We start from the raw sequence: 25,301 nt of genomic DNA on the forward strand, positions 1-25,301 counted from the left end.
ATTGATGACGCGCGTGATCGATCTTTTTCGATGCACGATTTAAGCTGATGCGCGTGATTTCACGTGACCATACGGCGGTGACCTTGAACACAGATCTTTTCAGCGCACTGGAGTACTGTCTGAGAGCACAGCGAATGCGTGCCGATGGATTTTCCTCGCTGGTCATAGAGCAATGCACTGGTATTCCGTCCAATCTTCAGCCAGAGCTCTTGCCGTCGATTGCTAATGAGATCCTGGCCGCAGGAAGAGTGTCAAGCCTTTCATACCTTGCTTCTGTCATGCCAGAGGACGACATCAGAACTGTAATGGCTGCGCAGCACGTCAGGAGAAACATCTACCGGTCGCTACCATTTCGTGCTGAGATCGGAGCGATTAACGTCCCGCTGGATGCCGCGCAGCTTTATGCATCCGAATACCGATTGAGCTCGTCGCTGAAAGAGCGGGTTGCCCGAGGATGGATGGAGCTTGAGCGTCATCCTCTTCCGCTGGAGTCATCGCTGTCAATGGTGTGCCGCCTGACAGCGGAGAACCTAGTGGATGGCCCTGATGCGGTCGATCTTCTCGGAATTGCTACCAGCCGAACGAAAGGCTATTTAGGGCGGAAGATCGATATCCGACTTCATAAGGTTAGCGAGGCGCTTGCTGTTCATTCAACTGTCGATGCACAGCTGATTGCTAATCTGCCACACCTGTCGGGCGTGCTGTTTCACGATCGGTTTCGATTTTGTCCAGAATGTCTTGGCGTTCGTTATCACAGTGTCCTGCACCAACTCACCGCCGTTTCGGAATGTCTCCTTCACGAGGCACCCCTAATGGACCACTGTATCCATTGCGAGAGGGCGACGGGTACGATCGGTTCGGTTGTAGCAAGAGGCCAATCGGCATTTGCCTGCGAGTTTTGCGCTGGTTTCCTCGGAAATGAAGAACCGAGCGAAGAGGGGATTCGAGTATTCAGGCAGGCGATGGCTGAGTACGAAGCGCACCTTAGGCCATGGCGTTCCTGGTTCGAAATTGCGCAGGCGACCCTCTGGCCTCTTGAGCAGATCCTCGACCAGAACGAATCGTCGCTTCCGAGCTGGTATGCCTGGTGCGACCCTCGGGAGACGATGCTTACCGCCGCTTTGCGTCTGCATCCTTTGCCGGAGTCGTCGCATGACGGCAAAGATTTTGAAACAAACTTGTTGCACTGGGCTCAGCGAATGCGCAGATTTCCGCCACGCGGCAGAATAAGGCGCCGTCAACGGGATGCGCCAAGCGGGGCGTATTTCGCAACCTTGCGCCGTCTGAGCGAAAGCTATTCGCTAGCAAGCAACGTTAGCGACCGCCGCACGCTGGCTTTCGGAGATGCGCTTGCCACAGACGGCCGAGACCTGCTGGAAATCGCCTTGACCTGCACTCGCATGCACATTGAGAAATCAACCGGCAAACTGATAACTGGAAGGTCAGACAGGCTGGGCATCGATTTTGCCGCTTTTATGCATCAGTCGCAGGACAGGGCGCCGCGCGCCCAAATGAGTGCGCTCACGCTGGGCGCAGTGGGCACCATGCTGGCGGCCATCACCAAAGACCTTCAGACTCGTGACTTCCTGAGCGCATCTACGTTCCGTGCGATGATTCCGCAACAGATGGTGCCTCTTGCGCTGTTACCTCGAGCGGACGATATTGGCAGGACACTCCGATATTGCGAAGGGGTTGCCTTGTGCCCGACTTCGAAGGCATTTGAGCCGACAATCGTTGGCGGCAAACGATGGAATAGAGATTAAGTGCGGAACTCGTACCCGACATGCAGGGCGGGTCAACCACTCCCGGAAACTCTCACCTTAACTATCTACAAGCTCCAGATCTGTAAGCTGCGTCGAGTCTGAGACTTCCGTTGTGCGAAGCGCGGCCGCGTTGGCAACAATGCCGATTGATGGAACTGCTTCAATCGGAAAAATATTGCAAAACGGTATGGTCAACAGACGAATTTTGTCGTGAAAGAGGCGTTTTTGATAAATCAAAAAAATTCCGGTCTTATCTTAACGCCTATAGTTAAGCAATAACACGGTTAATTCGATTTGTTGACAGATAATCAGCATTCAGGCGCTCAGCAGGGTGTTGATTAGCTTTTGGTTAGGTGAGGAGGTTGTGGGTATTGCACCGTACAAGCCCGTGCGGCGGGACTTCGGAGGTTTGTTCGCATGAATATCAGGGCGAGCTTCACCGCCCTTGCTATGAGAAGGTATTAACTTCAGAAAATTCAGCAGGTTTTAATCTGCTGCTTCTAGCTCTGGCAAGTCTTTTTCAAGAGACGCGTCTTTCGGAAGTCGGATTGAAACTTCCGTTGCACCGATACTGATCATCACTGCCATAAAAAAAGTTAATCGAAAAGTTCCACGCGCAATACGTTGCGCAATCGAACTATCAGTTTCATTCCAACCCCGTTCCCGGAGCTTCTGCCCAACCTGCTTGTAAGTTAGTCCACGTCGCTGGATTTCGTACTTCAGGGCCAACTTAGCTTCCGACCGCAAGTCGAACGACTCGGCACTAGCCTCTTCTTTCGATTTGCCTTCAATCATGACAACCTCATTTTTTGCTACATCCGGTGATGAATTCTCGCCCGTGTCATTCTGAATACTTGAAACCTTCGCAAGCGAGTGCTAGATTGCAACCATGGGTCGTGTCCAGCGACGCTCAAGGCTGCCACTTGCGGCCTCCGACTTCTACTGTGAACTATAGCGCGTAGGGAGTGCAATTGCCTACGCGGGGATAGTTGCGCGCGGAGATTTACGAATGACCAGATCGCTATCCAGCCGACTAGTCTCTCCGGTCCAGAAACAAGGGTCGCTTCCGCTTGGGCCCGGATCGCCTGGACACCTCACAGGTTCGCCGGCTTGCAGGACCGCACGTGCCGACCGAACCTTCGCTACAAGCGCAGCGTGCGACCGCAGGCCGCGAGATAGCGCAGCAGCGGGAGCCAAATTCGAAAAGGAATTGAACGGGCTGGCTCCGGTTTGGCACGCCCAGCGCGTATTTGTCGTCAGAATCGCGAGGCACTTTAGCCATGGAATTCCCAGCTTCCTTCGTGTGAAGTGCCGGCCTGACCGATTCGCCACCTACAGCTCCGTCCAGCCTTGCGCCTTAATATCGGCGATGCGGGTCTGCAAATTCGAGAAACACGAATGAGCACGCTGGCGGAGGCCAAACTCGCCAACCAGCTAAATAATCCGATATCAATCCGGCATGCGCGGCGCATTAACACCGCTAGAATCGCCAAATCGCCCGCGCGTGGCATGAGGACCTTATTTTTTGTGGATTTCCAGTCGGGCCGCGTTGCCATTTACGGCCTGCTTCCCCTTTGCGTTTCGCTGCTGGCCGAATGGAACCCCGAAGTGGCGGACCACTACTTTGGCGCGCCACACGCGGTCGACGCCGATTCTCCGCCTGAGGATATCGCATTTGGCGCCGCATCTCCGTTGATTGTTGAATACAGGGATGGCCACTTTGAATGGATAGTTTGTGCTGACGACGACCTCCTTGAGCCTAGCAAGCAACGGATAAAAGCGCTGAAGCAACGTGCACTCGAGGCGGGAGCAAGCTTCAAACTCTTCAACGCTGCCACCTTCAGGGCGCAGGAATGGCGATTCGTTAATAGCGTATTGCTGAACTCGATGTCGCACGCGGCACCTGAGGATCGATACAACTGCTACCCGGAACGGGCGGCGATTCAGCGCTTTTGCTCATCCAATAAAACGACATGCCTATCCGAGCTACAGAAAATTACTGAGCTCGATACCGGCAAAGTGCAAGGGGTAGTCGCACGAATGATCCGGACTGGCGTCCTGCGTGTGAAAGGACGTGACGACGAACTCAATCGGCGCCGGTTCACGCTGCTCACCCCATTGGAGTGGCAGGGGGAAAGGCCGCGTCCGTCTTTGCGCGTCGTCCCTTCGGATATTGCGGCGAATCCTGAGTAATGGGCTGGCAGAGATGGGGTAAGTTTCCCGACATCCACGACCCGCCGTCCGAACATGCGTCATGAAGCGGCTGGAATTCTCGGTTGCTTAACGGAGCACGGGCGTTTTTCAAGAGCTTAGGTCTGATTTAATTTATCAGGACTACGTAAAAATAGTTTTGATGCGAAGAAAGCTGAAAGCTGATCACTGTTTTCCCGCGAGCAATCGTCAATCCAACGATCGCATTCCCCGTGAAAAGTCGACGTGGTGCGTCCAGCATGGTTGGTGTTCGGCGTATGCAGACGCAATCGTGGGGTATCTCATCTCGTTCGAACACACGCCGACGGCGAGCGAAGTGCTGGAACTACTCGAAACTGTGATTTATGGATTTGATCAATTTCCCACTTGAGAAATTCAGGAGCGTCTCAAACATGAACAAGATTAAGATCAATCTCACCTATCAGGATGTTTCGGTGTGGCCACATCCAGCGGAATATGAGATTCCGGAAGAAGCACGCCGGCGTTTTCACGCGGTCAAACTAGCTCTGACGCTTTACGCTCAAGGCGTACCGGTCGAGAACGTGTTTCGAGCGACGGGAATCAAACCGCCAGGCTTGCGTCGCTTCATGCGCCGTGCAATCGCGGTCAATCCAGAAACTGGAGTCATCAACGGCTTCTATGTCGCGCTGCCGTATTTCCGTGCATTTCAACGTCCGCCCAGAAAGCTCGATAGCCTCGCAATCGCACTGAAACGCGGTTTGCAAAGACAACGCTAGCACCGAATAGTGTGGCCGGTCAGGCAGATTTTTCTGGGAGCAATTGACTTAATGCAGCATCGCTCTGATAGAACGACCTGTGGTTGATGGCCTCGAGAGGGACAAGTGTTTGGAAAAGCGGTGAAATGCGTTTTGCGAGGCTAGTGTGACCCGGTTATAGAGTACAGCAGGCGGTGCCGGTATCTGATGCACGAGCGATTGACTGGGGAGATGCAAAATTTCTCAGGGATATCGAACTGCCTACTACCGGGCTGTTGAGTCAGAGTCAGCTGAGAAGCGAGTCGAGGGGAAGTCGTCGAAGAAACCGACAATCCACGATCATGGTTTCAACTTCATATTCCGTACTACGAGAGACAGACATTGTGCGTTGCAAACAAGATATTTGGTTTTTTCACATCAATAAATTAAGGATTACGGAAAATGACGAAAGACAAAAAACTTTCCGTTCACAACGGAGATGTTTCGCTCTGGCCACGCCCGGCAGACAGTGAAATCCCTCAGCCAAGAGAACGGTTTTTCTCTATTGAAAGAGCGCTGACTTTGCGCTTCCAGGGATTCCCAGACAAAGAAGTAAGTGCTGAGACAGGTATCTCGGCGGGCAATCTGAGCCGACTCGCCCGTCGAGCGCTTCTCACCAACCCGGCTACCGGGGAGATCAACGGGTTGTACGTAGCGTTGAAATACTTTCGTGCGCCGGGGATTCGACGACGAAGGTCCCCGCCGACCCGAAAATCCAAAGAAGAAACTGGCGAAGCAGGCGAGGATGCCGTCGCTCATTCGTCTTCTGACCTTGGACAAGAAACGCGAAGTGACGCTGACAGACCTAAAAATACTCAGCGCGGATACGCGTGGAGTCTGATTAATTTTTTTGAAAAAAATCCTCGCATAGAGAAAATTGTTGTTGACAGCTTTCTGAGGCGCGGGGAATTCAAGGCTGAGACCAAAGCATCGGCCGCAGTCATCGCGAGGCGGATGAGAGCCGCTGCACTGGAAGATGGGGTCAGCGAGGAGGAGTGGCCGTTCTGTGTGGATGATCGTGGCTATGAAGCTGTGCGGCGATTCGGTCTCGAGTTGTTGAATTCCCACACGCGGCCGTACATCAAGGCGCGTCACGGCAAGCAGGCAGCGAGGAACTATGAGAAGGAGCGTCCGGGTTTAAATATCTTCGAGCATATGCCGATGCTGTCGGTGCGTCAGGTCGATTTTCACAGCTGGGATGGAAACACAGTATTGCATGTTGTGGACCCGAGGGGCTGCGACATGACGTTACCGGTGTGTCGCTTTCATGTCGGAATCATGATTGACGAGGACCCCGGGGCGCTGCACGGATATGTGCTGGTATTCGAACTAACTCCATCGGCCGACGCTTTCCTCGAAATAATTGCATCCGCCCTGACGCCGCTTCCTCCTGTTGTTGGGGACGGCGTGCCGATTTCGCTCACTCCTGCTGGAAATTTCGTTATTAGCAAAATCGTACCAGAACTGGCAGCAAATGCTTTTGCAGTCCTAAGAACTGACAACGCCTACGCCATGATATGTGAAGATTCGATTGGAAACACTATGGACGTCACGGGATGTATCTTTGAATTGGGCGCAGTATATTCCTGGTGGATCAGAGGCAAGATAGAGCGGTTCAATGCACACTTTGAAAGGCTGACTGGGCATAGGCTACCTAGCACCCTTGGCACCGGACCGCGAGATCCGATGCGCGATGAGCCGGTAAGGAACGCGCTAGGATTCGATGTGCGACTTGAACAGGTGGTCGAGGCGATAGACGCGTTCGTGGAGGACCACAACCGAGGCTACGTGGGCAGGCCTACGCACGGGCAGACAATCGAAAACATTGTAAGAACAAACCTGAACAACCCCTCGTCAGGCGTATTTGCACGGCCTTTGCCCAAGACCGGTCACGACGACTGGACGCTGCTGGCAAACCTCAGGATCGCAACCGTACGCGCGTATCCGAGTCGTGGCGTTGCTCCTCATCTCGTTGCAGCAAACTGCAGATACAAGCTTGAGGGGCACGAGCACAGATTTGATCTGAACAAGTCGCTCGTGTATGTGGCCATCTACAGGCCGAATGCCAACATCGCCATCGCGATTGTCGTCGCAACAAACGAATATCTCGGATACCTGACGCCGGAGCGACTGTGGCGCCGCGCCCCAGTGTCGTTATGGATGCGTAACAAGCTCAGTAAATTCGTCAAACGGGCTCGCAGCAGGCAAGGAAATCAGAACCCGTGGGATGCATATGTTGATAGCATCGGAAAAAAAGTCGCCTCGGGCGAAGCCACGCCCACCACCGTGCTGGAGATCGCAAAGCTAAAGCAGCATCAGGAACGTGTCACTCGCCTGGAGGTTCCAGAGCAGGCGGCGCCGGACCGCGTTGACCCTACTGATCCTCCGGAGCGTTCGGTCCGTACGCTAGGCAGTTTCAGGAAAAAGCTAATCGATATTCCCGTGACGGCGCTTCATGGCGCTATGAAGCGGAATTCAAACTGGTAGATCTTTTCCCAATGGAGACGGAAATGGCTGGCAGCATGCAACGCGATCTCAATTCGACACCTTCGTCTGCGACGAACGCGGAGGATTTGTATCCGGACGGAAGATTTTTACTTCGAGACGGCGATGCAGGTCGTGTCGTAACACTGGAAGCAAGAATACATATGGCGCGTGGAATGTGCGCTTTTATCGGTGTGCAGTCCGTTCGCTATTGGTTCGAGCAGGCAGCGCTACCAGCTTCTTTTCGAAATCACCGTGTACTCGTGCGAATTGATTCCCGGGACATTAAACGAGCGTGTGCGTTCCTGAAAGAGAACCAGCTTCCTTTGGGACTTCTCGTGCCAGAAGCTCGGGTGGCCAACGGACCCGTGCTGAGTTACGAACAGCTCAAGCTTCTGGCTTACGCAGACAGGATTCGGGGGCGTAAACACCCGGGCGGTACGAGCCCATCGCTGCGGCTATACATGGCGGGATATGGGAGCGAAAACAGTGGCGATTGAAAGATGTGAATGACAGTGAGAGCCCGTTTTAGCTTTGGGTTAGATAACGATTTTTTCCGGCAATTTTCTTTCCTCAGGAGGAGTAGATCATGGCAAGCGTATTGAGTCAGACCAGACAAGAGTTTTCTTATTCTGACGAACCATCCGCTGCAGAGTCGCAAACGCAATCTCAGGAACACGCAGAGTCAGCGGATTTGCAGGCAGATAGTTCCGCTGGCCCGGATGTCGAGTCAAACCTTGGTGATGATCTCAATGCAACGGTCGAGTCGGCGCCGATTCGACCGGCTTTCGGCGCCGTCATTCATCGGATCAGTGCAACGCCCGAGCGTCTGGCGCCAGATGTAATAGCACGACGAAACCAACTGCAACACCCGTTGATCTCACAGACGGTGCCGATTCTGACGCCTCCAGTCGCCCGTAGCTATGCGCTCATCGAGGAATCTGCCCTTCACGGCCACTCGGGTGGCTACGTGTGCGGAGCGCACGGCGATGGCGTCAGCTACCTCCTGCAATTTTCGAAGGCCATGATTCAGCGAAGAATCCCCGGCGTTGTCACGTTCTACCATTCGTTTGGAGCGTCGCAATCGATTGATGACCGGGATTGCATGGCTGCATTCGCGCAGTCGTTCGGCGTCGGGATACTTAAGGGGAGGACAGCAGATCTTCGCGTGCGCATCTTGCGGAACGTCGCCCTTCGGACAAGAAGCTCGGACTTGCGCACAGCGATATTTTTTCTGGACAACGCGCAATACATGCAAGAGGACGATGTAGGTTTTCTCTATGATCTCCGACACGACCTCCGACATGATCTGAAGGAGGATCCTCTTTCTGCGGTTTTCGTCGCTGGAATATTCCCCTCCGATTTCGGAATCATGAACTCTCGACTCAAGCATATGCAACACCATCGCAGCCTGGAAACGTCGGTTATCGAACGCGACCTCGGTTTTTCGAGCATCGGGACTTACGATGAGCTCAGAAAACTTTTTGGGACGATAGATCAGGCAACCACAGGAGGAAGCAAGAGTTGGACTGCGCATTTCTTGCCGCGTGCGTTCAGAAAAGGGTATCGGTTCGAAGGCGAAGCACAGGTGCTTTTTTCGTTGCTGAGCAAACACGAGGGATGGGCGGAATTGGGTTTTCCGGCCAAGACACTCTTCGCATGCATACGGTCGTTCCTTACCTTGGCCAAGGAGCATGACGACAGCCGGTTTGCACCGGCGGGTGTGAACGAAGATCTGTGGAAACAGGCATTGGATTTCACCTGTTTCGTCGAGTCGATGGATCGGAAGCTGGTCGATGGCACGCGCACCGGTTATTTGGGAGAGGAATGAATATGGGCCCCTCGTACGCTGAGCTTGCGAAAACTGGCTACTCCGACTTGCCGCAGCTGGAGCAGAAGCCTCGTGCAGGTCTGTCCGGGTTGGACTATTCCCCGTTGCCGTACGAGTCAACTCCATCGGTGATCGCACGGCTCGCCTATTGCAACGTGATCGATACTGACCGGGATCTGAAAGAGATCCTTGGGTATCGGTGGGGTCCCACTACTTTTTATTTCCCTAATGGGGTGCGGCTTTCCGCTTCGCAGTTCAAGGAAGCGACCGGCTGGCCAGCCCCTCGGGAGGAAAGTCTCGCTCTTCAGGTAGCTCCAAAGCTGCAGAAGTGGCTCTTTTCGACTAGGTTCCGGTTTTGCCCAATGTGCATCAAATGGGGTTACCACAGCTTCTGGTATCAACTTCAAGGCCTTACAAGATGCCCGTTGCACAGCATTCCTCTTCAAACGACATGCCATTACTGCAACAGGACTGCGAGCAGGTATGGCCAGGCGGTTCGCGATTCTGCAGGTTTTTGGGCGTGCCTGAGTTGTGGTGCTTCCCTGTCGAACGAACCGTTTTCGTTGGCGCGCCACGCATTTTTCCGAAGGAACATGTCGCAGCTGGATGCGTTTATGCCCTATCAACGCTGGTATTCGACGAACAACCGGGAGCTTTCGCTTATCGAACTGGTCCTCGCCCAAAATGACCTTAATGGGTGGAGCTGGTGGTGTGATCCAAGTGCATTCCTTTTGCAGGTATCACGCAAAATTGCACCAGGGCCTCTCAGCCGGGACGATGGAGGCTCACCACAGGAAGTTACCGCATTGCGTTGGAAAATCCGGATGACGGTTACGCGGCATCTATCTGATACCCCGGCGCAGCGAATCAGAATTCCGCCGCTCTATCTCAAGCGCGTCTACGCCAGCACCGTAACACTGCTCCATCACTGGGTTTTTGGAGGCGGTAATGGCACGCAATGCGCGCGAGATATGATTTCGGTAATGCAGACAGGTGCAATCTCTACCGCAGGCCATACTGCGAAACAGATAGCCTTCGCGTTCTTTCGCGCATGCTTTGAATACAATCCGACGACTGTGTTCGGCTGGATCGACCCGCGAGCTGCGAAAATAAGAGAGCCGTTCCTCGTTCGTTATTCAGGACGTTGCATCCAGCGTCTTCCGCTACGGGCAGTCTTGCTGGCTTCTTTTGCGATATCGCTGCGATATGTGACGGACCGAATGACTCGCAGCGATGCCATATCCTTGTTGGGGGTAGGTACCCACCTGCAAGCCTGCGTACCGCTGATCTACCTCCCAGCTTATGCACCGGGCTTCCTCGACAGTGGTTACTGCGAAGGGATTGTCATGCTCCCGACCATCGAAGACCTAGATATCAAGAAGGTCTGGCCGGGAGATGTCCTTTAGGGCGTTTCGCGAATCGACGGAGCCCTTCGGGTCGCAAGGACTTTGGCGCGTGATGTCAATTTCACCATCACGGAGAGAGGTGGCCCCGGAAATCTGGACAGTCGGTTTGGCGGAGCCGATGGGTTCTGAGATATCCGTGGAAACAGGCCTTTTGCATAGACCATTTCGTTGGTGTCGTAACGGCCGAAATTGATGTCGGCGACCGGATGGGTGGGAATCGCGGTGAGCGTCACTGCGCGCACCTGCGGATAGCTGGCTACTTTGCCGCTGGCGTAACCTTGAGCGCCGAAGTTCTCGCGGTTAGCAGGGCTGTCGGGCGTGCGCAGCGTGGTGCCATCCATCGCCCACAGACTTAGCCCCTTGAATGCATGGTGTGCTGAGTCCTGACGGGGCCAGGCTCGAGCGGTGTGCTCAAAAAGCCAGGCCAGCGGCGCCTCGCCGATGCGCTGGCGCGCCTGCGTGACTGCGCTCTTGCTCACGAAGGGGGGGTCTTTGCTGGGCAGCGCCAGATCGAGGCCGTCGAGCACATCACTGATTGACCAGTGCCGGTACAAGGCCAGAGCAATCACAAACCATATCACCTGCTCCACCGGCAGGCAGCGTCGCCGCAGGCTCGCCGTCCCCGTGGCACGTACCGCGTGCTCAATCCATTCATAAGGCAGATGCTCAGCCAACCCGCTCAGGTTAGCTACCGGCTCCTGCACTTCAATCAGATAGGCAAGGTGGGATGAAATCATCGCGCAGAAAAGTTAATATGCCTGCGCGCAGTTTACAACACCTTCCCGCTCCAAAAAAGAAATTGCCGTCCAGTACTAACTGAACGGCATTATTGCAGAGAGGCCGTTTTAATCGTTATGCTGAGCGTAGACAGCGAGGCGCCACTCGATCGGACCAAGGCTTGGCGGTGCTGGTTGTGGTTCTGCGCCGGAAGGATATGACCTTCCGCAATGCCAATCTCGTGGGTGCATTTGACGCAGCGGTAAATGCCAGCGTAGGGGGCCGCTGCCCCCGGATTGTGTTTCTCATCGAATGCATCGCTCGTCGATTTTCCGACGACGGCTTCGTGTTTGTATAACGCCATTGTTAGTCTCTCAGGTTCATATGCATGGCAGTCGGCCTAGGCGCAAGGTCGCCGGAAAACGGCAGTTCTGTGGTCCAGAGCAATCCGGGGTACACCAACCGTCCACGTGTATGACAATAATACGCTCACCGGTTCCGCTTTAAGAGACCATTTAATAGTGGTTTTCTGGAAAAATCGACAAAGATTATCGCAACGAATTGCAGTAATCGCCGCCGAGCGCGCCTCGTCGTTGTCCTCACCCCGATGTCGCATAGGTAGGCGTTTTGTGTCGATACGTATCGCCTTGACGTTAAGGATCACGTCCAGTCTTTCATGTCGAAAATGGCTCTCCGATAGCCGAAGTTACATGACCTGTGGCGCGGATTCATTTCCGAAGACTGGCGGCGCGGGCTAGGTTCACCATCACACTTCCCTAAGGGAGCCGCCGGAGCCGCTGTGTTCGGGGCACGTTTCTGGCCGTCGACCGGTGCGTCCAGGATCCTGTCGAGGCGTTGGATCGTGGAACCGCCGCCGGCAACCCGCTCAAGCGGGGGCGAGGTGACCGCTGCAACGAAGATACGCTCCCTTGCTGCGCCGCCAATGGCTAAAGCAACGTATGCAGCAAACCGAATAGCTCTCAGAAGTTTCACATTAGCTCCCCTCGCGGGAATTCATGCTCGACGAACGGTTTGCTCGGTGAACGCGAGTGTCGCAAGTATTGACGCTGGTACTTGAATATACTTTCGCCGCGCCCCCTTTCTTCTCGCTCTTGTGTTCGAAGGAATGCGCTGCCCGCAAGTTCGAAACTCGTCGTCGAGTCATCGAACCGTGCGAAATGAGAAAAAATTCGTGTGTTTTTCCAAGACGAGGAGGGGCTCCGTTGCATAAAATATTCAAACTGCAGCTAGTGCGCGTGGCGGAATGCACGCCACTGCAATATCGCACGAGCTGTTCATGCGGCGCGGCTTGCCGTTGGGGTAGCAGTCTCCCGCACGTCACAAGCATCATTGAAGCCCGGACGGGGCCGTTAGGTTATACAGGACAAAACTGATGTCGCGCAGCGTATCTCTCAATACACATCGTCCGCATGTGGGGCGTCGTTTTCTGAATAAAACAATGCTTTTGCCCGTTCCAAGGCAGGTAGTTGATGACTTCGCGCTTGCAAATCATCTAGCGCTCGCCGCGTGTCGGCAAGGTAGCGGTAACGCCTATCTTGTTAATGAGTTGCTTCGTGTGGTCTACATAAGCTACTTCCTTGGGCAGAGAGGAGTGGGCCGGAAGCCCGCACGCACATATCGTGAAGCAGAGGCCGGCCTAGAAAGAACTCTTGCTCGTGCAAAGCAGGAGAATGTGTGGCATGTAGATGAAGAGGTCGCGACTATTCTCGAACAGGTGCTGACGATATACGACGAGCAACTCGACTCTGCCGCGACGTGGATGTTGCTGGAGGCGAAGGACCGTCTAGATCAATTCCTCGCCAGCGACGGCAGGACGCCAATTCTGGGAGATGAACTTTCGATATAGAGAATTTATCGCCGGCGCGAGTACGCCCGGTTCCGGCGTTAGATCAGGTCAGCTTGACGTCATCTCACTGAGACCAGGCCCGCTTGTTAGCAGCGGAGCCTGGTATGGTTGGAATTGCGCACCCGCCGAAGCATAACTCTCAGGCTTGGAAACGCATGTGCCGAACGGTTGCTCATGAACGTGGGCACCCTTGAGATGCTTCTTGAAAAATCAGTGTGCACAGGCTTTGCTGTCCACCTCGGTCTTATATCTCCGGCATAGTGCCGACGTTTCAGGTCGGCGCCAGTGAACAAGTCGCCGGCCCCCTTGGAAAGAGGGGCAGTCTGCGCGGTTCAGAAAGCTTTGAGGGCCGTCGCTTGGTTTCGAGGTAAGCGTATAAGTCGGATCGGCTCAATGATGAGCCGGATGGACTGCTTGTGAATGGTCTCACTAGCGTTGCATTCAATACCTGCGGTGTCTTCAGTACTTCATAGATTCTGTTGATCAAGGTGTTCGATTAATTCTATGTGATCGAGGTGGAATAAATTGGCTCAGATACTGTTATATAAGCGGCGGCGACTCGGTAGTTGGACTCGCTGACAGAAACAGCAAACGTATTACCGGCGGGCTCAAAATTGAAGCGCAACACCAAAGCGTATAAGGTGTTGTAATGCATAAAGCAAATCAGTACGAGCAGTTGCAAGCTGAGGAACGTTTGGAGATTGCGAGCCTACGTCAACGGGGTTCTAGTATTCGGGCCATGGCCCGAATACTCGGGCGCTCGGCCTCTACCCTTAGCCGCGAACTCAGGCGCAATAGTTCTGTGCTTGGTTATGTCCCAGCAGCGGCGCACGCACTCAGTTCGGCCCGACGATCCAACAGTGCGGTCGCGCCCAAACTCGGGCCTCACAGCGCTTGCTGGAGGGTCGTCCTCACGCTGCTGGAGTGGCGTTGGTCGCCTCAGCAAATCTCTGGAGTCCTCAAGCGTATGTTCCCAAACGATCCGACTTTGCAGGTCTCGCACGAAACGATTTACACCACTATCTACGCCCACCCAGGCGGCGAACTACGGCGTCAACTCATTGCTTGTTTGCGTCGTGCTCATCGCGCCCGTATGTCGCGGACACGGGGTAGTGATCGCCGCTGGCAAATTCCAAATATGGTCAGCATTCACGTGCGCCCACCTGAAATAGAGGATCGCGTGATGCCCGGGCACTGGGAGGGCGACTTCATTAAAGGCGAAGGCAATCGCTCTTCAGTGGGCGTGTTGGTGGAGAGAACCAGCCGTCTAGTGCTGCTGGCTAAGATGGACGATGCCACAGCCGAATCTGCACTGGCTGGCTTCTCCGCCAAGCTCAACTCGATCCCCGAGCACTTGCGTCACAGCTTCACTTACGACCAGGGGCGTGAACTCTCACGGCATCAAGAACTTGCCGCTCAAACAGGCGTGAATGTCTATTTTTGCGATCCACACAGCCCGTGGCAGCGAGGAACTTGTGAAAATACCAACGGCCTGTTGCGCGAGTACTTGCCCAAAGGCACCGACCTTTCCGTCCATAGTCAGGCCGACCTCGACGTCATTGCAGACAGCTTGAACAACCGCCCTCGTGCTACGCATGCGTTTCATTCACCCTTCGAGGTATTTGCCGCGACACTAAAAGCAGCGGATCTCGCAACGTCATCTAAACATTAGACCAGTTGTTGCACTTCGACTTGAGACCGCCTACCCCTTGGTTGGCATGAAAGGCTTTACTCGCGAGTCTTAGTTACTCGACCATGGGCCCGCATCGGACCTCGATGTGCTTCCTACTTTTGCCTGCTACGGATCAAGATTACCAACTTTCCCTTCGCACGAGGACAGGTGATGGCGCAACAAAAAACCGGGCTGCCCGTGAATAGCTTTAACGCAGACATCGCTCGCAAACTTGAACACATTGAAGCAGCGGCTTGGGCGGATAGATATGCGGCGGCACCTTCAGGCTTTGCCAAAAAATTTGGCCTGGCGGTGGAGCAGATCGGCGGCATAACGTTGTTCGCTCTCCGCGAGTCCGCCATGACCCTTTACAATAGATCGTTAGGACTGGGCGTTCATGAGAGCGCTCATGAAGCGACCGTTCAACGAGCGATCGACTGGCTAGGGCGTCATTGCGGTTCAACATGGGGAATTCCAGTGACGCCGTTGGCCGATCTGGTCGAGCTCACAAGCTGGTTATCCCGCAGAGGCCTCACATTATCGACGTCGGGCATTGCCAAGTTCGTCCGCCTCACGACGCCAGATACCATTCTTACGGATTGCCCGTATGACATCCGGCTCGTCTGTCCTGAAAACGCTTCCGACTTCGCCGAAACGGCCACGCAAGGGTTTGATCTTGATCCCGTCTTCGCGTGTTGGTTCGCCCAGTTGTGTGGGCGAGCAGGCTGGAAGATCTTCGCTGCGTATGATGGGCACAGGCCGGTGGGCGTCGGCGCCATGTTCGTCCAGGGCGAGTATGCATGGTTTGGGACAGGGGCGACGCTTCCAGAATTCCGTCATCGCGGGGTGCAAAGGGCAATCCTAAATCGGCGTATCGCCGAGGCAAAGGCGCTCGGCGTAAGAGCTATAACGGTCGACACATTTCACGCAGGTTCTGACGAGGCACCTAACGATTCACACAGAAATGTGCTTCGAGAGGGTTTCACGTATTGTTATCTGCGGAGACAATTCGTTAACGCCCAGTAAGCTGAAATGCGCAGCGCGTATTGCTGGTTGCAGCGCATATCTGGGCCGTGCGTTGTACCTGCCCTGTCTGAACCGACGCAACCAGGCAACAATCCGCAGGATGCCGACACACGACCACATCGGTCGCGAGCGCCATCGTTTTGTTGCGTGTGCGGCGGCAATCGTCAAGTGCGATCGGTCGCTGGTTGTGTGGACGGCTGTGGTTTTCGGCATCGCCAGGCTGGCTCAGCAGCGTTGACACGCCCTTAGCTTGCCGAGGCGCCCATGCAACCGTAGAGGCGAGTGCTGAATGTCCAGCTGCGGGGCGCCCGATGCGTGGTGTTCAACCCCGATCCGCACACATATTCTTTTGCGTTGATCAGCAGGCACAACCGAAGCATGGCGCATCAGTTCTAGCAGAAGCTCCTGCCATTCTTCTGGACGTTCTCGATTTCGCGACGTATCGCGATGCTGTCACTACGGCAGCGTGGTGACGGTATCACGCACACTGTTGACGTCAACTGCTTGGTGAAGAAAGCGTCGCCGGACTCCAGCTTCCACGCTAAGTCTGGACATGTATGGCGAAGTGCTCGAAAAAAAACTTGATCGTCCTGGCCAATACCATTTTCAACTCCCCATGCAAGATTGCCGCACAGAGCCGCTATGACCGCGATGACCACTGCGCATGGGGCAAGGAGCCTCACGAACAACGGTAGCGCGTCAGCATTCTCGTCCCGAAGCGCCCACGATGCCCCGAAAACGAGCGCAAGAAGAAAGTTGATGATCCAGGCCGTTAGCCAGTGTTGAGCCTGAAAATCTGGTATCGGGACGCCGAAGTGTTCATTGACCCACTGGGCCCCGCGTACAACCGGTGCGACAACAGATCCAAAGACAAAGAACTGCTGCACAAGGTCGAACCATGCACGAGCGGCACGCCGCGCAATCGTACCAGCGCTTCTTTCGGTAAACGCGGTGCAAATTAGCATTGCGATGACGCCAATTACCGTAATGACGAATGGCAACGTCATAAACAGCGATGTCAGTTCTGTTGCGACGCTCCTAAGCGGAGGAATCAGGCTCATCCCGGCTGTCGGGATGGCGAGCGATATTCCATCGAGAAATTTTTCACGTAAATACTCAAAAACCAACTTTCCCTGTTGCTTAAAACTGGCGACGGACGTTTTACACCATCCCGCGAAGCTCACCCGCATGTCACTCACGTAGCGCGCGAGTCGCTTCCTGATTGCAGAAGTTCGTGTATTTTTCCCCGCCTTGTTCGCGCCGGGTTGAGAGGTGTTGGGTGCATCTGTCATTTAAAACCCGTTTCTACAGGTGTAGTTATGGTTATTTGAGGGTGTTAAAAATGTACTGTTCAAACGGCAGATTCGGCCTGATATTGTTCTATTGCCTGTCCTTGGCATCCGTCATGGATGTGTGGGATTCGGGCCTGCTGGGTGCTTCGGGCGACCGCATTTTACAACTGTGTTGTGTGGCTGAGGGATTGGTCGTAATTTGCGCCTGTTTTGTTCTTGGCTCCGCCGTGAAAATTCATTGCGGGGACTGCCGTTTCTGGCTCTTCCTATCTGCGCTCATCTTGTGCAATGTCCTGTCCTTTACACCGTTAATTTTTGCGAACTCATTACGCGACGCGGAAGTTCTTGGTGCAGTGCTGCTGACGAATCTCACTCTCGGGGAACTTGTATGCATCGAGGCCATCTGCCACGCAGGTAAGCCACGTCAATCGGCGAGCGGTGCGTCTCGAGCGATGAGTGATGAGCGCTGGCATGACTGAATCGGGCGGAGTGGAACGGAAATCACAGTAGGCGCGTAGGGGACCGGTGACATGCGGTTTGGAGCAGAAAGCTGGAGATAATTCGGGTGATCATGTCCATGCTCACGAAGCGAACAACGCCCCGCGCTTCGGCAAGTACCATCCCAAACGGGATGGTGATGGCGGTGTTCGTTTTCGGCAATCTGCTGTGCACTGTTGCTTCGGGTTATGTTTGGTTGATGGCAGCACGTGTGATCACGGCGCTTTGTCACGGTGCATTTTTTGGAATCGCCTCGATGCTCGCTGGAAGACTTGCTCCCCCAGAGAAGAAGGCGTCGGCTGTCGCGTTGATGTTTACTGGGCTGACTCTGGCAAATGTGCTGGGTGTACCCATCGGCACTGCATTGGGACAACTGGAGGGTTGGAGGGTGACATTTTTCGCTGTGAAGGTCATCCGAGTCATCTCTTTAACCGGACTCTGGCACGCACTGCCGGCGCAGGTTAACGGTGATCCCGTCGACCTTCTGGTGGAGGTCACCGCCTTGCGAAGTCGGCGAATACGTTTCGCGCTCAGCGCAACCGTTTTGTGGTCGGCGTCATAGTTTGCGCTTTTCACCTACATTGCGCCATTTCTCACAAAAGTCACGGGAGTGACGCCACATTGGGTCGGTTACTCTGGTGATTATCGGTGTGGGCCTCACTCTCGGAAACGTTGCGGGTGGAAGAAGCGCGGATAGCAATGTTCGAGCGTCCCTGGCGGGTTCACTGGTCGGAATGGCGGTGTTGTGCTTTCTGCTCACCAACTTTGGAGGACATATCGTTGCGGCAGAGGTCATTCTTTTCCTTTGGGCGATCGTGTCTTTCGCCTCTCTACCAGCCTCGCAAATTAACGTTGTCAACGTGGGCCAGCACGCGCCGAACCTTATAGCAACCAACAACATTGGTGCGTTCAACGCTGGGAACGCCTTGGGTGCCTGGGTCGGCGGATTGGTTATTACCCGTGGACAGGAGTTTTCATATATCCCGCTGGCAGCAGCCGCAATTGCGCTAGTTGGCTTAGGTGTTGTTGATCTTGCACCACACGGAGCGCGGCGGCGATAGCACTCGCGCGGTGAAAGCATGCGTGCTTTTGAGAAAGCGAAAAGGTTCCGACCTTGGCAAAGTAGAGGGGATGTTTGAAAAGACGCGAGGCCGACGGGTAACTTTGCACGATTCCCGATCTCCTGCGTCCACAACACGCGCTTCGTGGCAGAAGTAGAGGTCGCAAGTCTATTGAAGCAACGGCGGCATTAGCCAGAATGTTCTTGATCTTCAGTTCGGAGAAAATCATGGCGTTGAACATCAGCGGTGTTTCTATCCCGGACAGCAAGCTTGCGCGGGAAATCACTGAGTACATCCGGGACACCGAGAGCTCGTTACTTTTCAACCACTCGAGCCGAGTTTATTATTTTGGAGCGCTGGCTGGCCAGCATCGTGGCCTGAAATTCGACCGCGAGCTGCTGTATGCAGGAACGATGTTTCATGACGTCGGACTGACGCCATCGCATAGTAGCCCAAATGAGCGATTCGAAGTCGACGGTGCGAACGCTGCGCGCGACTTCCTGAAGCAGCGAGGAATCGGTCAGCATGACTTGGACGTGGTGTGGACATCGATCGCGCTGCATACCACTCCGGGAGTTCCGCAGCACATGCACCCCGTAATTGCCCTCGTTACCGCTGGCGTCGAGATGGACGTTCTCGGGCTGACCTACCCAGAGTACCCAGCCGCCGAACGTGACGCTGTTACGCAGGCGCATCCCCGGACAGAGCATTTCAAGGAAGACATCATCCAGGCGTTCTATGACGGCATCAAGCATAAGCCGGACACTACTTTCGGGAATGTCAAGGCAGACGTGATTGCTGATAAGGACCCTCACTTTCATCCCGCGAACTTCTGCTCGATCATCCGCAATTCCGCTTGGCGCGGATAGTGCCTGCGTCATCGGAGCTGAATTTCTGGCCAGGAGTAGTCAGGTGCGATCGGCGTTGCACAACGGGCCGCGTGCGTTACCTTTTTCGCATGATGCCGCCGCGTTTTCCAAGCTTACCGACCGACGACTAGCTGGGGCGGGTGTACAAGGGACCGGCGGTTCATCGGGACCAAGTCCGTGGGTGGAATTCTCGACCACTAAAACCGCATTCCCGGTTTGTGGAAGAAGTTGGCCAGTCCACAGCCGGAATATGCTGGTCCAAGAGGGTCGGCAGAGCGGAGCTATCCGGACGCGAGATATCCAACGGCTTGCTATTGCGCAAAGACGGATCAGCCCGGTTGCACACGGCATTCGTGCGTCAGAACGGCTGCGGTGTGTCTACACCGCAGCCGTTCCGAATTCAGGCCGCTTTCAAGGGCGGAAGTTCTAAAGTTCGTGCGGGTCGCAGCGGCGCGAAATCTACAATCAAGACCGTCCGTGCGCCCTCTACGTGTCCAGCAGCTACTTCAATTGGGGAGACATAGTGACCTACGGCGTCATCGATGAATGCGTATCCGTCGAAGGGCTCGGTCACAGTGGTTTGTGCAAGAACATCTTCGATAGGCACCGTATTCCACGCTTTCCCTTCGTGACGAATCCTGGCAATACAGTTCACGCCCCCGACTACGTTGGTACGCTCGAGCACGTGCACGAAGCTAAGCAAGACGTCATCGGTATGGATCAGATCCGGGGAAGACGCGGCTTTCTCACCCTGCGCCACCACGTGCCTGATTACGTGGAACGTAACCGCATACGCGTCGTCTTCCCCGTCAGAGAACGGAGTGACCCGGAAGTCACGTTTTACAAGATCGCGCAACGCCGTGTTGCGCTGCATTTTGACTGGCATCGGTGAGAATCGTCGTTCCAGATTCGCGTGTTCCTGGTTTTCTTCGCCCTGAAGATAGCTGTTGAATTTCTCACCCGTCACCTCATCGACAGACGATGGTGTGAATATCAGCGCGCCTTTCGACGGGATGAATACGCCGCGATGTAGGCATCGGTATCGACTGCAGTTTTTCGCATAGGGATCGGCGCCAAGAGACTTCGCCAGTTCAATCAACTCTCGTTGAGCCGGCGTCGGTTCTTGGCGGTAGCCGAGTTCCGATGCCCTGAAAATCACGAAGCCTTGCGTCTGAAGCAGACCTCGAAGCAAATGGGAAGAGATGTGATTTTGTGACCGTTTGGTCTGATGTTGTTGCAGCTTCATGTTGCCCTCCTTGAAGCAATTCATTCGGCCGTAGCACCGTTGCTCGAGACTCACCGTGAGTTCTCCCGGCCTTGATTGAACTATAGAGGGATGTCTTGCGCGCAGATGTGCACTTGTGCTTCACAGTGAGGACGCTCGCAGCAAGCCGCTCACGTTGCCGCTCGAGTTGGACGATCCGAGGCTGACGCTGGCGAGCGTAGAGTGTGCATTTGCCTTGCACCGAAGCCTCGTAATTCGTCATACAAAATCCTGATCGAGTTGGTGCCTGCTCTTGGGTAAACAAAGGTCTTTGAGGCGCGCCGTCGCCCGTGCGCTCACAGGCAGCTTGGGAAGATACGTTATCACCGATTGTTTGGCGAGGGCAATCGGCGTTGATTGAGGTCGGCGGTGAATGATTTCTTTTCCAACTGCAGCTTTCGTCCAGCAAGGTAAACCGTGAATCTCGACAATCTTCACGCAATCAACGTTACGGTCAGGAAGCGCGGCAAGGGAAGGGAGCCCGAGCAGATAAAGCGACTATGCGACTTGTGGATTGAGGTTTCGCGACGGCTTGCGTGGCATGGCGCAAGGTTCCTGAGACCGGGAAGCCGGGAACTCCCAGTTGACGGGAGTGGCCGATACTCGCACATCGACAGAATCATGCACTACCTTGCGCAAAGCGACCGTCAGGCAAGAGAAGAAATCGCCGGGAACCTGACGTCGGAATTGCGCAATCAAAATGTGATGAAAGACGCCGGGACGCTATGGTCTCCAGCATCAGGTATTGGACCGTACATCAGGTGGATGCTCGGCGTACTGGCATGTGCGGAGCAGCAGGCCAAGAGTGACACGGAAAACGTCAAAAGATTTGAAGCGAAGTGGCTTCAAGAGGAGAGCCTCGCTGTATATATCCGGTTGGACATGAAAGTGCATCAAACAGTTGATGCGCACATTAGTCCACCTTTCCTGGACAACCTGATCAACAGACTGAATGCCAAATTCAGGAAAGGGTGTCCGCAGATAACCCGAGTTGCCTTCATGGAGGAGCCATTTTTCTCGAGTGCTGATGCTCCCCGCCAGTATTTTTCGTGGCTAGTCACGGGCATAAAGATACCTTCCACAAATTTCCAGTTGCTCAAGGCGACACAGTTCTTCCAGACGACGGAGCGAAAAACTGTCGTTGACAAACTCGTGAGCGACCTTCGCTCAAGGGATGCCAGAAGTCTGGTGCGGCCGTTACTTGTCGTGGAATCAAGAGGCGCTCCCAACAGCCTTACCGCTCTGGCGACCAACCTAAGGGAAAGGTGGGAAGCGGATGTCGCCGAGTCACCGCCGATGCTGTACATCAACGCGAGCCGTCTGGAAAGCGGCGCGCGCCACAAGTCACTTGGATACTATGTTTCAGTTATATCGACGTGGTTGGAGAACGGCGATGTGGAAGGCGCATCGCCCATCGTTTCCCGCAATGAAATCTACGAAAAGCTCGCCAATATACGTCGGATGCTGGGAACGCGAAGGACGGTCGTCGTCCTCGATGGTGTCGATGCAGACGGTGGGGTGTTGGAGGAAATGATAAGCATCATCGATGACAACCCCGTCGCCGAACTGATTCAGAATCTCATCATGCCCTGCATCCAGGCATCTGACAATGCTGGCGGCGATCCCAGCCGCGAAGTAGTCCGTACATCGGTCCTCGTACTTACAGATGGAATATGGGACAAGTTCGAAGCGATGACGCGCTTTCATGAAAGGCTTCCAACGATGGACGGCGGCGATGCTGCCGAAGTTTATCGAACAAACGGATACAGGTATCCGGAGGAAGTTGCGTTGGTGACGAAGGGTCGGTTGTGCCCCGAGACTGAGTCTGCCCTGATTGATGCGTTGCTTTGCACCGACACGATTGGACCAGCTGACCTGTCCGAAGATGAGCTGGTCACAGCAGCCATTGAGACGCCTTCGGTTGAAGGGAGGGTCGCATTGTTCCGCCGGCTTCGTGAGACGTTACCCGAGGCGACCACGATGGTCTTGCGGCTTATCGCGGTGTGTCCCGGAGGTGTGCGGTTCGAAACCGCTCGACGGTGTCTGTTGGGTTGTTCGTCAGCGCCGGCATTGAGCTCCCTCAAAGCGGAGGGTTTCAGTGACGATTTTTTCAATCAACTCATCGCCCAGTTTCCAATGCTATTTGTCCTTGGAGAGGACGAAACACTGGAGATAGACTCCATCGGTGCGCGGCTCGACTATCCCGGCTTGCCGAAACAGACAGTGGTGAGCGCTAAGGCATCCCCAGGCGAGACGGACAGCGAAAAGAGCGAGATCGTCTCTCTGGATATTGGCCGCGCAGAGTTGAAAGAGCTTATAGTCGCAGATCTTGTGGGGTCAAATCTTGATCTCTGGTTCCTGATTCACGACGTCCTTGCTGAAGAGTCTGTCGGGCAGTGGGTCAACTCCTTAAAGGTATTTGACCAGGCCGAACAGAACAACATTGCGTCACATCGCAGACTGATACAGGCACTCTGGCATGGGTTTCAAAGCCGCCCATACGGTCAGGGTCCGGAGATGGACGAGAAGTATGTCGCATTGCTGCCGTCAAGCATTCCTCGTTCATCTGATGCGGAACGCTACCTTTACCTCACGGCGGTGCTCTTGCGGCGGTGCCTGGAGGGCGGCGAGGGCTGGTTGTTGGGCCGGGCGTTTAGTCGGCATCGACTGCGGCTCTGCCTGATCGCAACAGCGAACAACCCATCGAGGATGCGCGAACATGTTGCAAAAGAATCTCAGTGGCAAACGGTATCGATCGCAGAGGGGCGCGAGAAAGGAAGTTCGGCTCCGACAATGCAGTCTTTCTTCGAGAACTTTCCGTTCGTTACACCGTACGTGTGCCAGACCGACGTCAAAGGTCCGCTTACGCCAAATCAGAGGCTGTCGTTTGAGATAGACCATCTTGTTACGTTTGCCCGCTCCGCGATTGACAGCGGCTTCAATCAGTTGTCCCTCCGGTTGTTGGAACAGGTGAAACGGGTAGCTCATCAGGCCAGCGGGTTGCGGGTCCAGCAGCTTAAAGGCAATCTATCAACCGCTGCGGGTATTGAGCTTGACCTGTTGGAGCACAGCGATGCAGCGGCCAAGGCTGATTCGATCTTGCGGGGGCGACTGGAGGAGCTTGGATTCAGTGAGTACTATCTCGACGATCATCATCAAAATGATGGACTCAAATACCCCAGCTACCCAGTCGATGTCGAGACAATGATGTCGAAAGTAGCTGACATCGCGGCGCAGTTCGACGCCGAACCCGAGCGCGGAGAACATGGTAGTTGTATCTCGGTTCTCCTGCGCTACGCGGAGACAAAGGCCCTGATGGCGGACCGTCTTGAGGGTCCTGCGCATCGGACGCAACAGTACCCGCAGTTCACGTCGGTAATCCGGCTCTACCTGCTTGCCGATAAGCTTCGGGCAATCTGGTACTCACGGTCTCCGTTCGCCAACGATCTGTCGGCTCGGCCTACCCGATATTTTGTGCGGGTCGCCCTCAAGCTTGCCGTGCTGTGTGGCGACGCGGCATCGAGTTTCCACGAGATCGATTCACGATTCCAGCTTCGATGGCAGGTGGCTGCAAACAGCTTTTGGCAACTCGCCCGACAAGGGGCGCATCTGTACGCGCAGCGATACTTCCGTTTCGAACAGGAGTGCGCCTACATGAGTATTCTCGAAGCAAGTTTCGCGCGCACCCTTGCGGTTCACGGCGTCAGGATGGGTGTCGACACATTTGGGAAGTCACCGCGCGAGAGTCTTGCAATCGCGAGGTTTCACCTGGACCGTGCCGAAGAGATTCTAAGCCGGCTATGCTTCCCGCTCTCGCCGACCCGGCGCTTCCTGCTTGAAGTTGTCAAATATCACCGAGCGACCGTCAAGCTTGCATTGCAGAGCGGGGAGTCGACTACATCCGGCGGGGCAACCATAGACAATGATGTGCAACGAGCAGCAAGGCATGCGGAAGTTACGCTGCACGCGTTGAAATGGCTGACAACGCACGGTCAAGCAAGTCGGTCGGCATTTTGGGCACACCTGGTTCAAGTACAAACGCTGGGGGCGAGCCGTGACCGAGCGATGCTTGAGAGCGCGGCCTGGCGATCGAAGTGACGCTGCTTAAGTCATAATCGACGACAGTCGGCGCTGCCGTCCAGATTGTTCTTGAGTGGCGCTCTTCTATTCGGATGGGCGCCCGGGAGCTTTGGTATCAATGACGGGGCGACCGGCAGAAGACGGCTTGAACGCTTTTCCTAGCTCTGTATAGAGAAGCAAGCGATCGCTGCCGATCGCCTTGCCACTGCAACGCGATTGCATCGTTTCGTGGTGTTACTTGCTCGGGGTGACAGCCGGAGGGTCGCTCGCAGGGAACGATTCGTCGAGAGCCTCATCCAACCGGGTCTGGTCTTGGACTCTACAGCAGCAACTTGGTCGGGGACATGCGACAGCACTACCTTGCGCTTGTCCTCGTGGTATCGACAAAGCACTCGATCCCCTTCTTTGATCTTTCCACCAAGCATTTGCTCGGCAAACTTGATTTCGAGCAATTGTCGAATCTGACGCTTTAGGGAAGGTCTGAACAACTCATTTTCAGCCTGAC

The 25,301-nt window shown here is 54.8% G+C and carries 19 protein-coding genes and 1 pseudogene; 16 read left to right on the top strand and 4 right to left on the bottom strand.

Going from position 1 to position 25,301, the window contains the following annotated elements; genetic code table 11:
* The first annotated feature begins 47 nt into the window (after positions 1–47).
* Positions 48–1,763 carry a TniQ family protein gene (locus ACSQ36_RS24710; RefSeq protein WP_436183957.1) on the top strand — a complete coding sequence of 572 codons (1,716 nt, stop codon included), beginning with the start codon at positions 48–50 and terminating at the stop codon, positions 1,761–1,763.
* Between the two features lie 486 nt (positions 1,764–2,249).
* On the opposite strand, the gene ACSQ36_RS24715 is transcribed toward ACSQ36_RS24710, so the two are convergent.
* Positions 2,250–2,558: a DUF6471 domain-containing protein gene (locus ACSQ36_RS24715; protein WP_436183958.1), complete on the bottom strand. Its 309-nt coding sequence runs from the start codon at positions 2,556–2,558 to the stop codon at positions 2,250–2,252.
* Positions 2,559–3,161: 603 nt separating this feature from the next.
* Here ACSQ36_RS24715 and ACSQ36_RS24720 point away from each other — a divergent pair.
* The 6 genes from ACSQ36_RS24720 to ACSQ36_RS24745 all read left to right on the top strand — a co-directional run bounded on the left by ACSQ36_RS24720 (position 3,162) and on the right by ACSQ36_RS24745 (position 10,450).
* Entirely contained in the window at positions 3,162–3,956 is a 795-nt protein-coding gene (locus tag ACSQ36_RS24720) for a hypothetical protein (RefSeq protein WP_436183959.1), read from the top strand.
* A gap of 362 nt (positions 3,957–4,318) precedes the next feature.
* On the top strand, positions 4,319–4,711 hold the full coding sequence (locus ACSQ36_RS24725) for a hypothetical protein (protein ID WP_436183960.1): 393 nt from the start codon (positions 4,319–4,321) through the stop codon (positions 4,709–4,711).
* Positions 4,712–5,131: 420 nt separating this feature from the next.
* On the top strand, positions 5,132–7,216 hold the full coding sequence (locus ACSQ36_RS24730) for a hypothetical protein (protein WP_436183961.1): 2,085 nt from the start codon (positions 5,132–5,134) through the stop codon (positions 7,214–7,216).
* A 23-nt stretch (positions 7,217–7,239) separates the two neighbouring features.
* Positions 7,240–7,713, top strand: a complete 474-nt coding sequence (locus tag ACSQ36_RS24735; protein ID WP_436183962.1) for a hypothetical protein — start codon at positions 7,240–7,242, stop codon at positions 7,711–7,713.
* Positions 7,714–7,802: 89 nt separating this feature from the next.
* Positions 7,803–9,044: a hypothetical protein gene (locus tag ACSQ36_RS24740; protein ID WP_436183963.1), complete on the top strand. Its 1,242-nt coding sequence runs from the start codon at positions 7,803–7,805 to the stop codon at positions 9,042–9,044.
* A 593-nt stretch (positions 9,045–9,637) separates the two neighbouring features.
* Positions 9,638–10,450: a hypothetical protein gene (locus ACSQ36_RS24745; RefSeq protein WP_436183964.1), complete on the top strand. Its 813-nt coding sequence runs from the start codon at positions 9,638–9,640 to the stop codon at positions 10,448–10,450.
* Positions 10,451–10,581: 131 nt separating this feature from the next.
* Here the strand turns inward: ACSQ36_RS24745 and ACSQ36_RS24750 are convergent.
* Positions 10,582–11,187, bottom strand: a pseudogene (locus ACSQ36_RS24750) (transposase domain-containing protein); the annotation flags it as partial.
* Between the two features lie 1,373 nt (positions 11,188–12,560).
* On the opposite strand from ACSQ36_RS24750, the gene ACSQ36_RS24755 reads away from it, so the two are divergent.
* The 3 genes from ACSQ36_RS24755 (at position 12,561) to ACSQ36_RS24765 (ending at position 15,732) form a co-directional block, all read left to right on the top strand.
* Positions 12,561–13,034, top strand: coding sequence for a hypothetical protein (locus tag ACSQ36_RS24755; RefSeq protein WP_436183965.1), 474 nt, complete (start codon positions 12,561–12,563; stop codon positions 13,032–13,034).
* Positions 13,035–13,683: 649 nt separating this feature from the next.
* Entirely contained in the window at positions 13,684–14,706 is a 1,023-nt protein-coding gene (locus ACSQ36_RS24760) for an IS30 family transposase (RefSeq protein WP_414948293.1), read from the top strand.
* A gap of 171 nt (positions 14,707–14,877) precedes the next feature.
* The gene (locus tag ACSQ36_RS24765; protein WP_436183966.1) at positions 14,878–15,732 is read left to right on the top strand and encodes a GNAT family N-acetyltransferase; all 855 of its coding nucleotides are present in this window, start codon (positions 14,878–14,880) and stop codon (positions 15,730–15,732) included.
* Positions 15,733–16,124: 392 nt separating this feature from the next.
* Here the strand turns inward: ACSQ36_RS24765 and ACSQ36_RS24770 are convergent, their stop codons facing one another.
* The gene (locus ACSQ36_RS24770; protein WP_436183967.1) at positions 16,125–17,024 is read right to left on the bottom strand and encodes a hypothetical protein; all 900 of its coding nucleotides are present in this window, start codon (positions 17,022–17,024) and stop codon (positions 16,125–16,127) included.
* A gap of 113 nt (positions 17,025–17,137) precedes the next feature.
* On the opposite strand from ACSQ36_RS24770, the gene ACSQ36_RS24775 reads away from it, so the two are divergent.
* The 4 genes from ACSQ36_RS24775 (at position 17,138) to ACSQ36_RS24790 (ending at position 19,452) form a co-directional block, all read left to right on the top strand.
* Positions 17,138–17,503 carry a hypothetical protein gene (locus ACSQ36_RS24775; RefSeq protein ID WP_436183968.1) on the top strand — a complete coding sequence of 122 codons (366 nt, stop codon included), beginning with the start codon at positions 17,138–17,140 and terminating at the stop codon, positions 17,501–17,503.
* Positions 17,504–17,595: 92 nt separating this feature from the next.
* Positions 17,596–18,084 (top strand): MFS transporter, encoded by a 489-nt coding sequence (locus ACSQ36_RS24780; RefSeq protein WP_436183969.1) that lies wholly within the window; start codon positions 17,596–17,598, stop codon positions 18,082–18,084.
* Positions 18,085–18,160: 76 nt separating this feature from the next.
* A complete protein-coding gene (locus tag ACSQ36_RS24785) occupies positions 18,161–18,583 on the top strand; it encodes a hypothetical protein (RefSeq protein WP_436183970.1) in 423 nt (140 codons plus the stop codon).
* Positions 18,584–18,810: 227 nt separating this feature from the next.
* On the top strand, positions 18,811–19,452 hold the full coding sequence (locus ACSQ36_RS24790) for an HD domain-containing protein (RefSeq protein ID WP_436183971.1): 642 nt from the start codon (positions 18,811–18,813) through the stop codon (positions 19,450–19,452).
* A gap of 400 nt (positions 19,453–19,852) precedes the next feature.
* Here ACSQ36_RS24790 and ACSQ36_RS24795 read toward each other — a convergent pair whose 3' ends face one another.
* Positions 19,853–20,698, bottom strand: a complete 846-nt coding sequence (locus tag ACSQ36_RS24795) for a 2OG-Fe dioxygenase family protein (RefSeq protein ID WP_436183972.1) — start codon at positions 20,696–20,698, stop codon at positions 19,853–19,855.
* A gap of 639 nt (positions 20,699–21,337) precedes the next feature.
* Here ACSQ36_RS24795 and ACSQ36_RS24800 point away from each other — a divergent pair.
* Together ACSQ36_RS24800 and ACSQ36_RS24805 are read left to right on the top strand one after the other, a co-directional pair.
* Positions 21,338–24,814 (top strand): hypothetical protein, encoded by a 3,477-nt coding sequence (locus tag ACSQ36_RS24800; protein ID WP_436183973.1) that lies wholly within the window; start codon positions 21,338–21,340, stop codon positions 24,812–24,814.
* A 326-nt stretch (positions 24,815–25,140) separates the two neighbouring features.
* Positions 25,141–25,269 (top strand): hypothetical protein, encoded by a 129-nt coding sequence (locus tag ACSQ36_RS24805; RefSeq protein ID WP_436183974.1) that lies wholly within the window; start codon positions 25,141–25,143, stop codon positions 25,267–25,269.
* The last annotated feature ends 32 nt before the right edge of the window (positions 25,270–25,301 follow it).

The organism is Caballeronia sp. LjRoot34 (assembly GCF_964253815.1).
Lineage (GTDB): Bacteria > Pseudomonadota > Gammaproteobacteria > Burkholderiales > Burkholderiaceae > Caballeronia.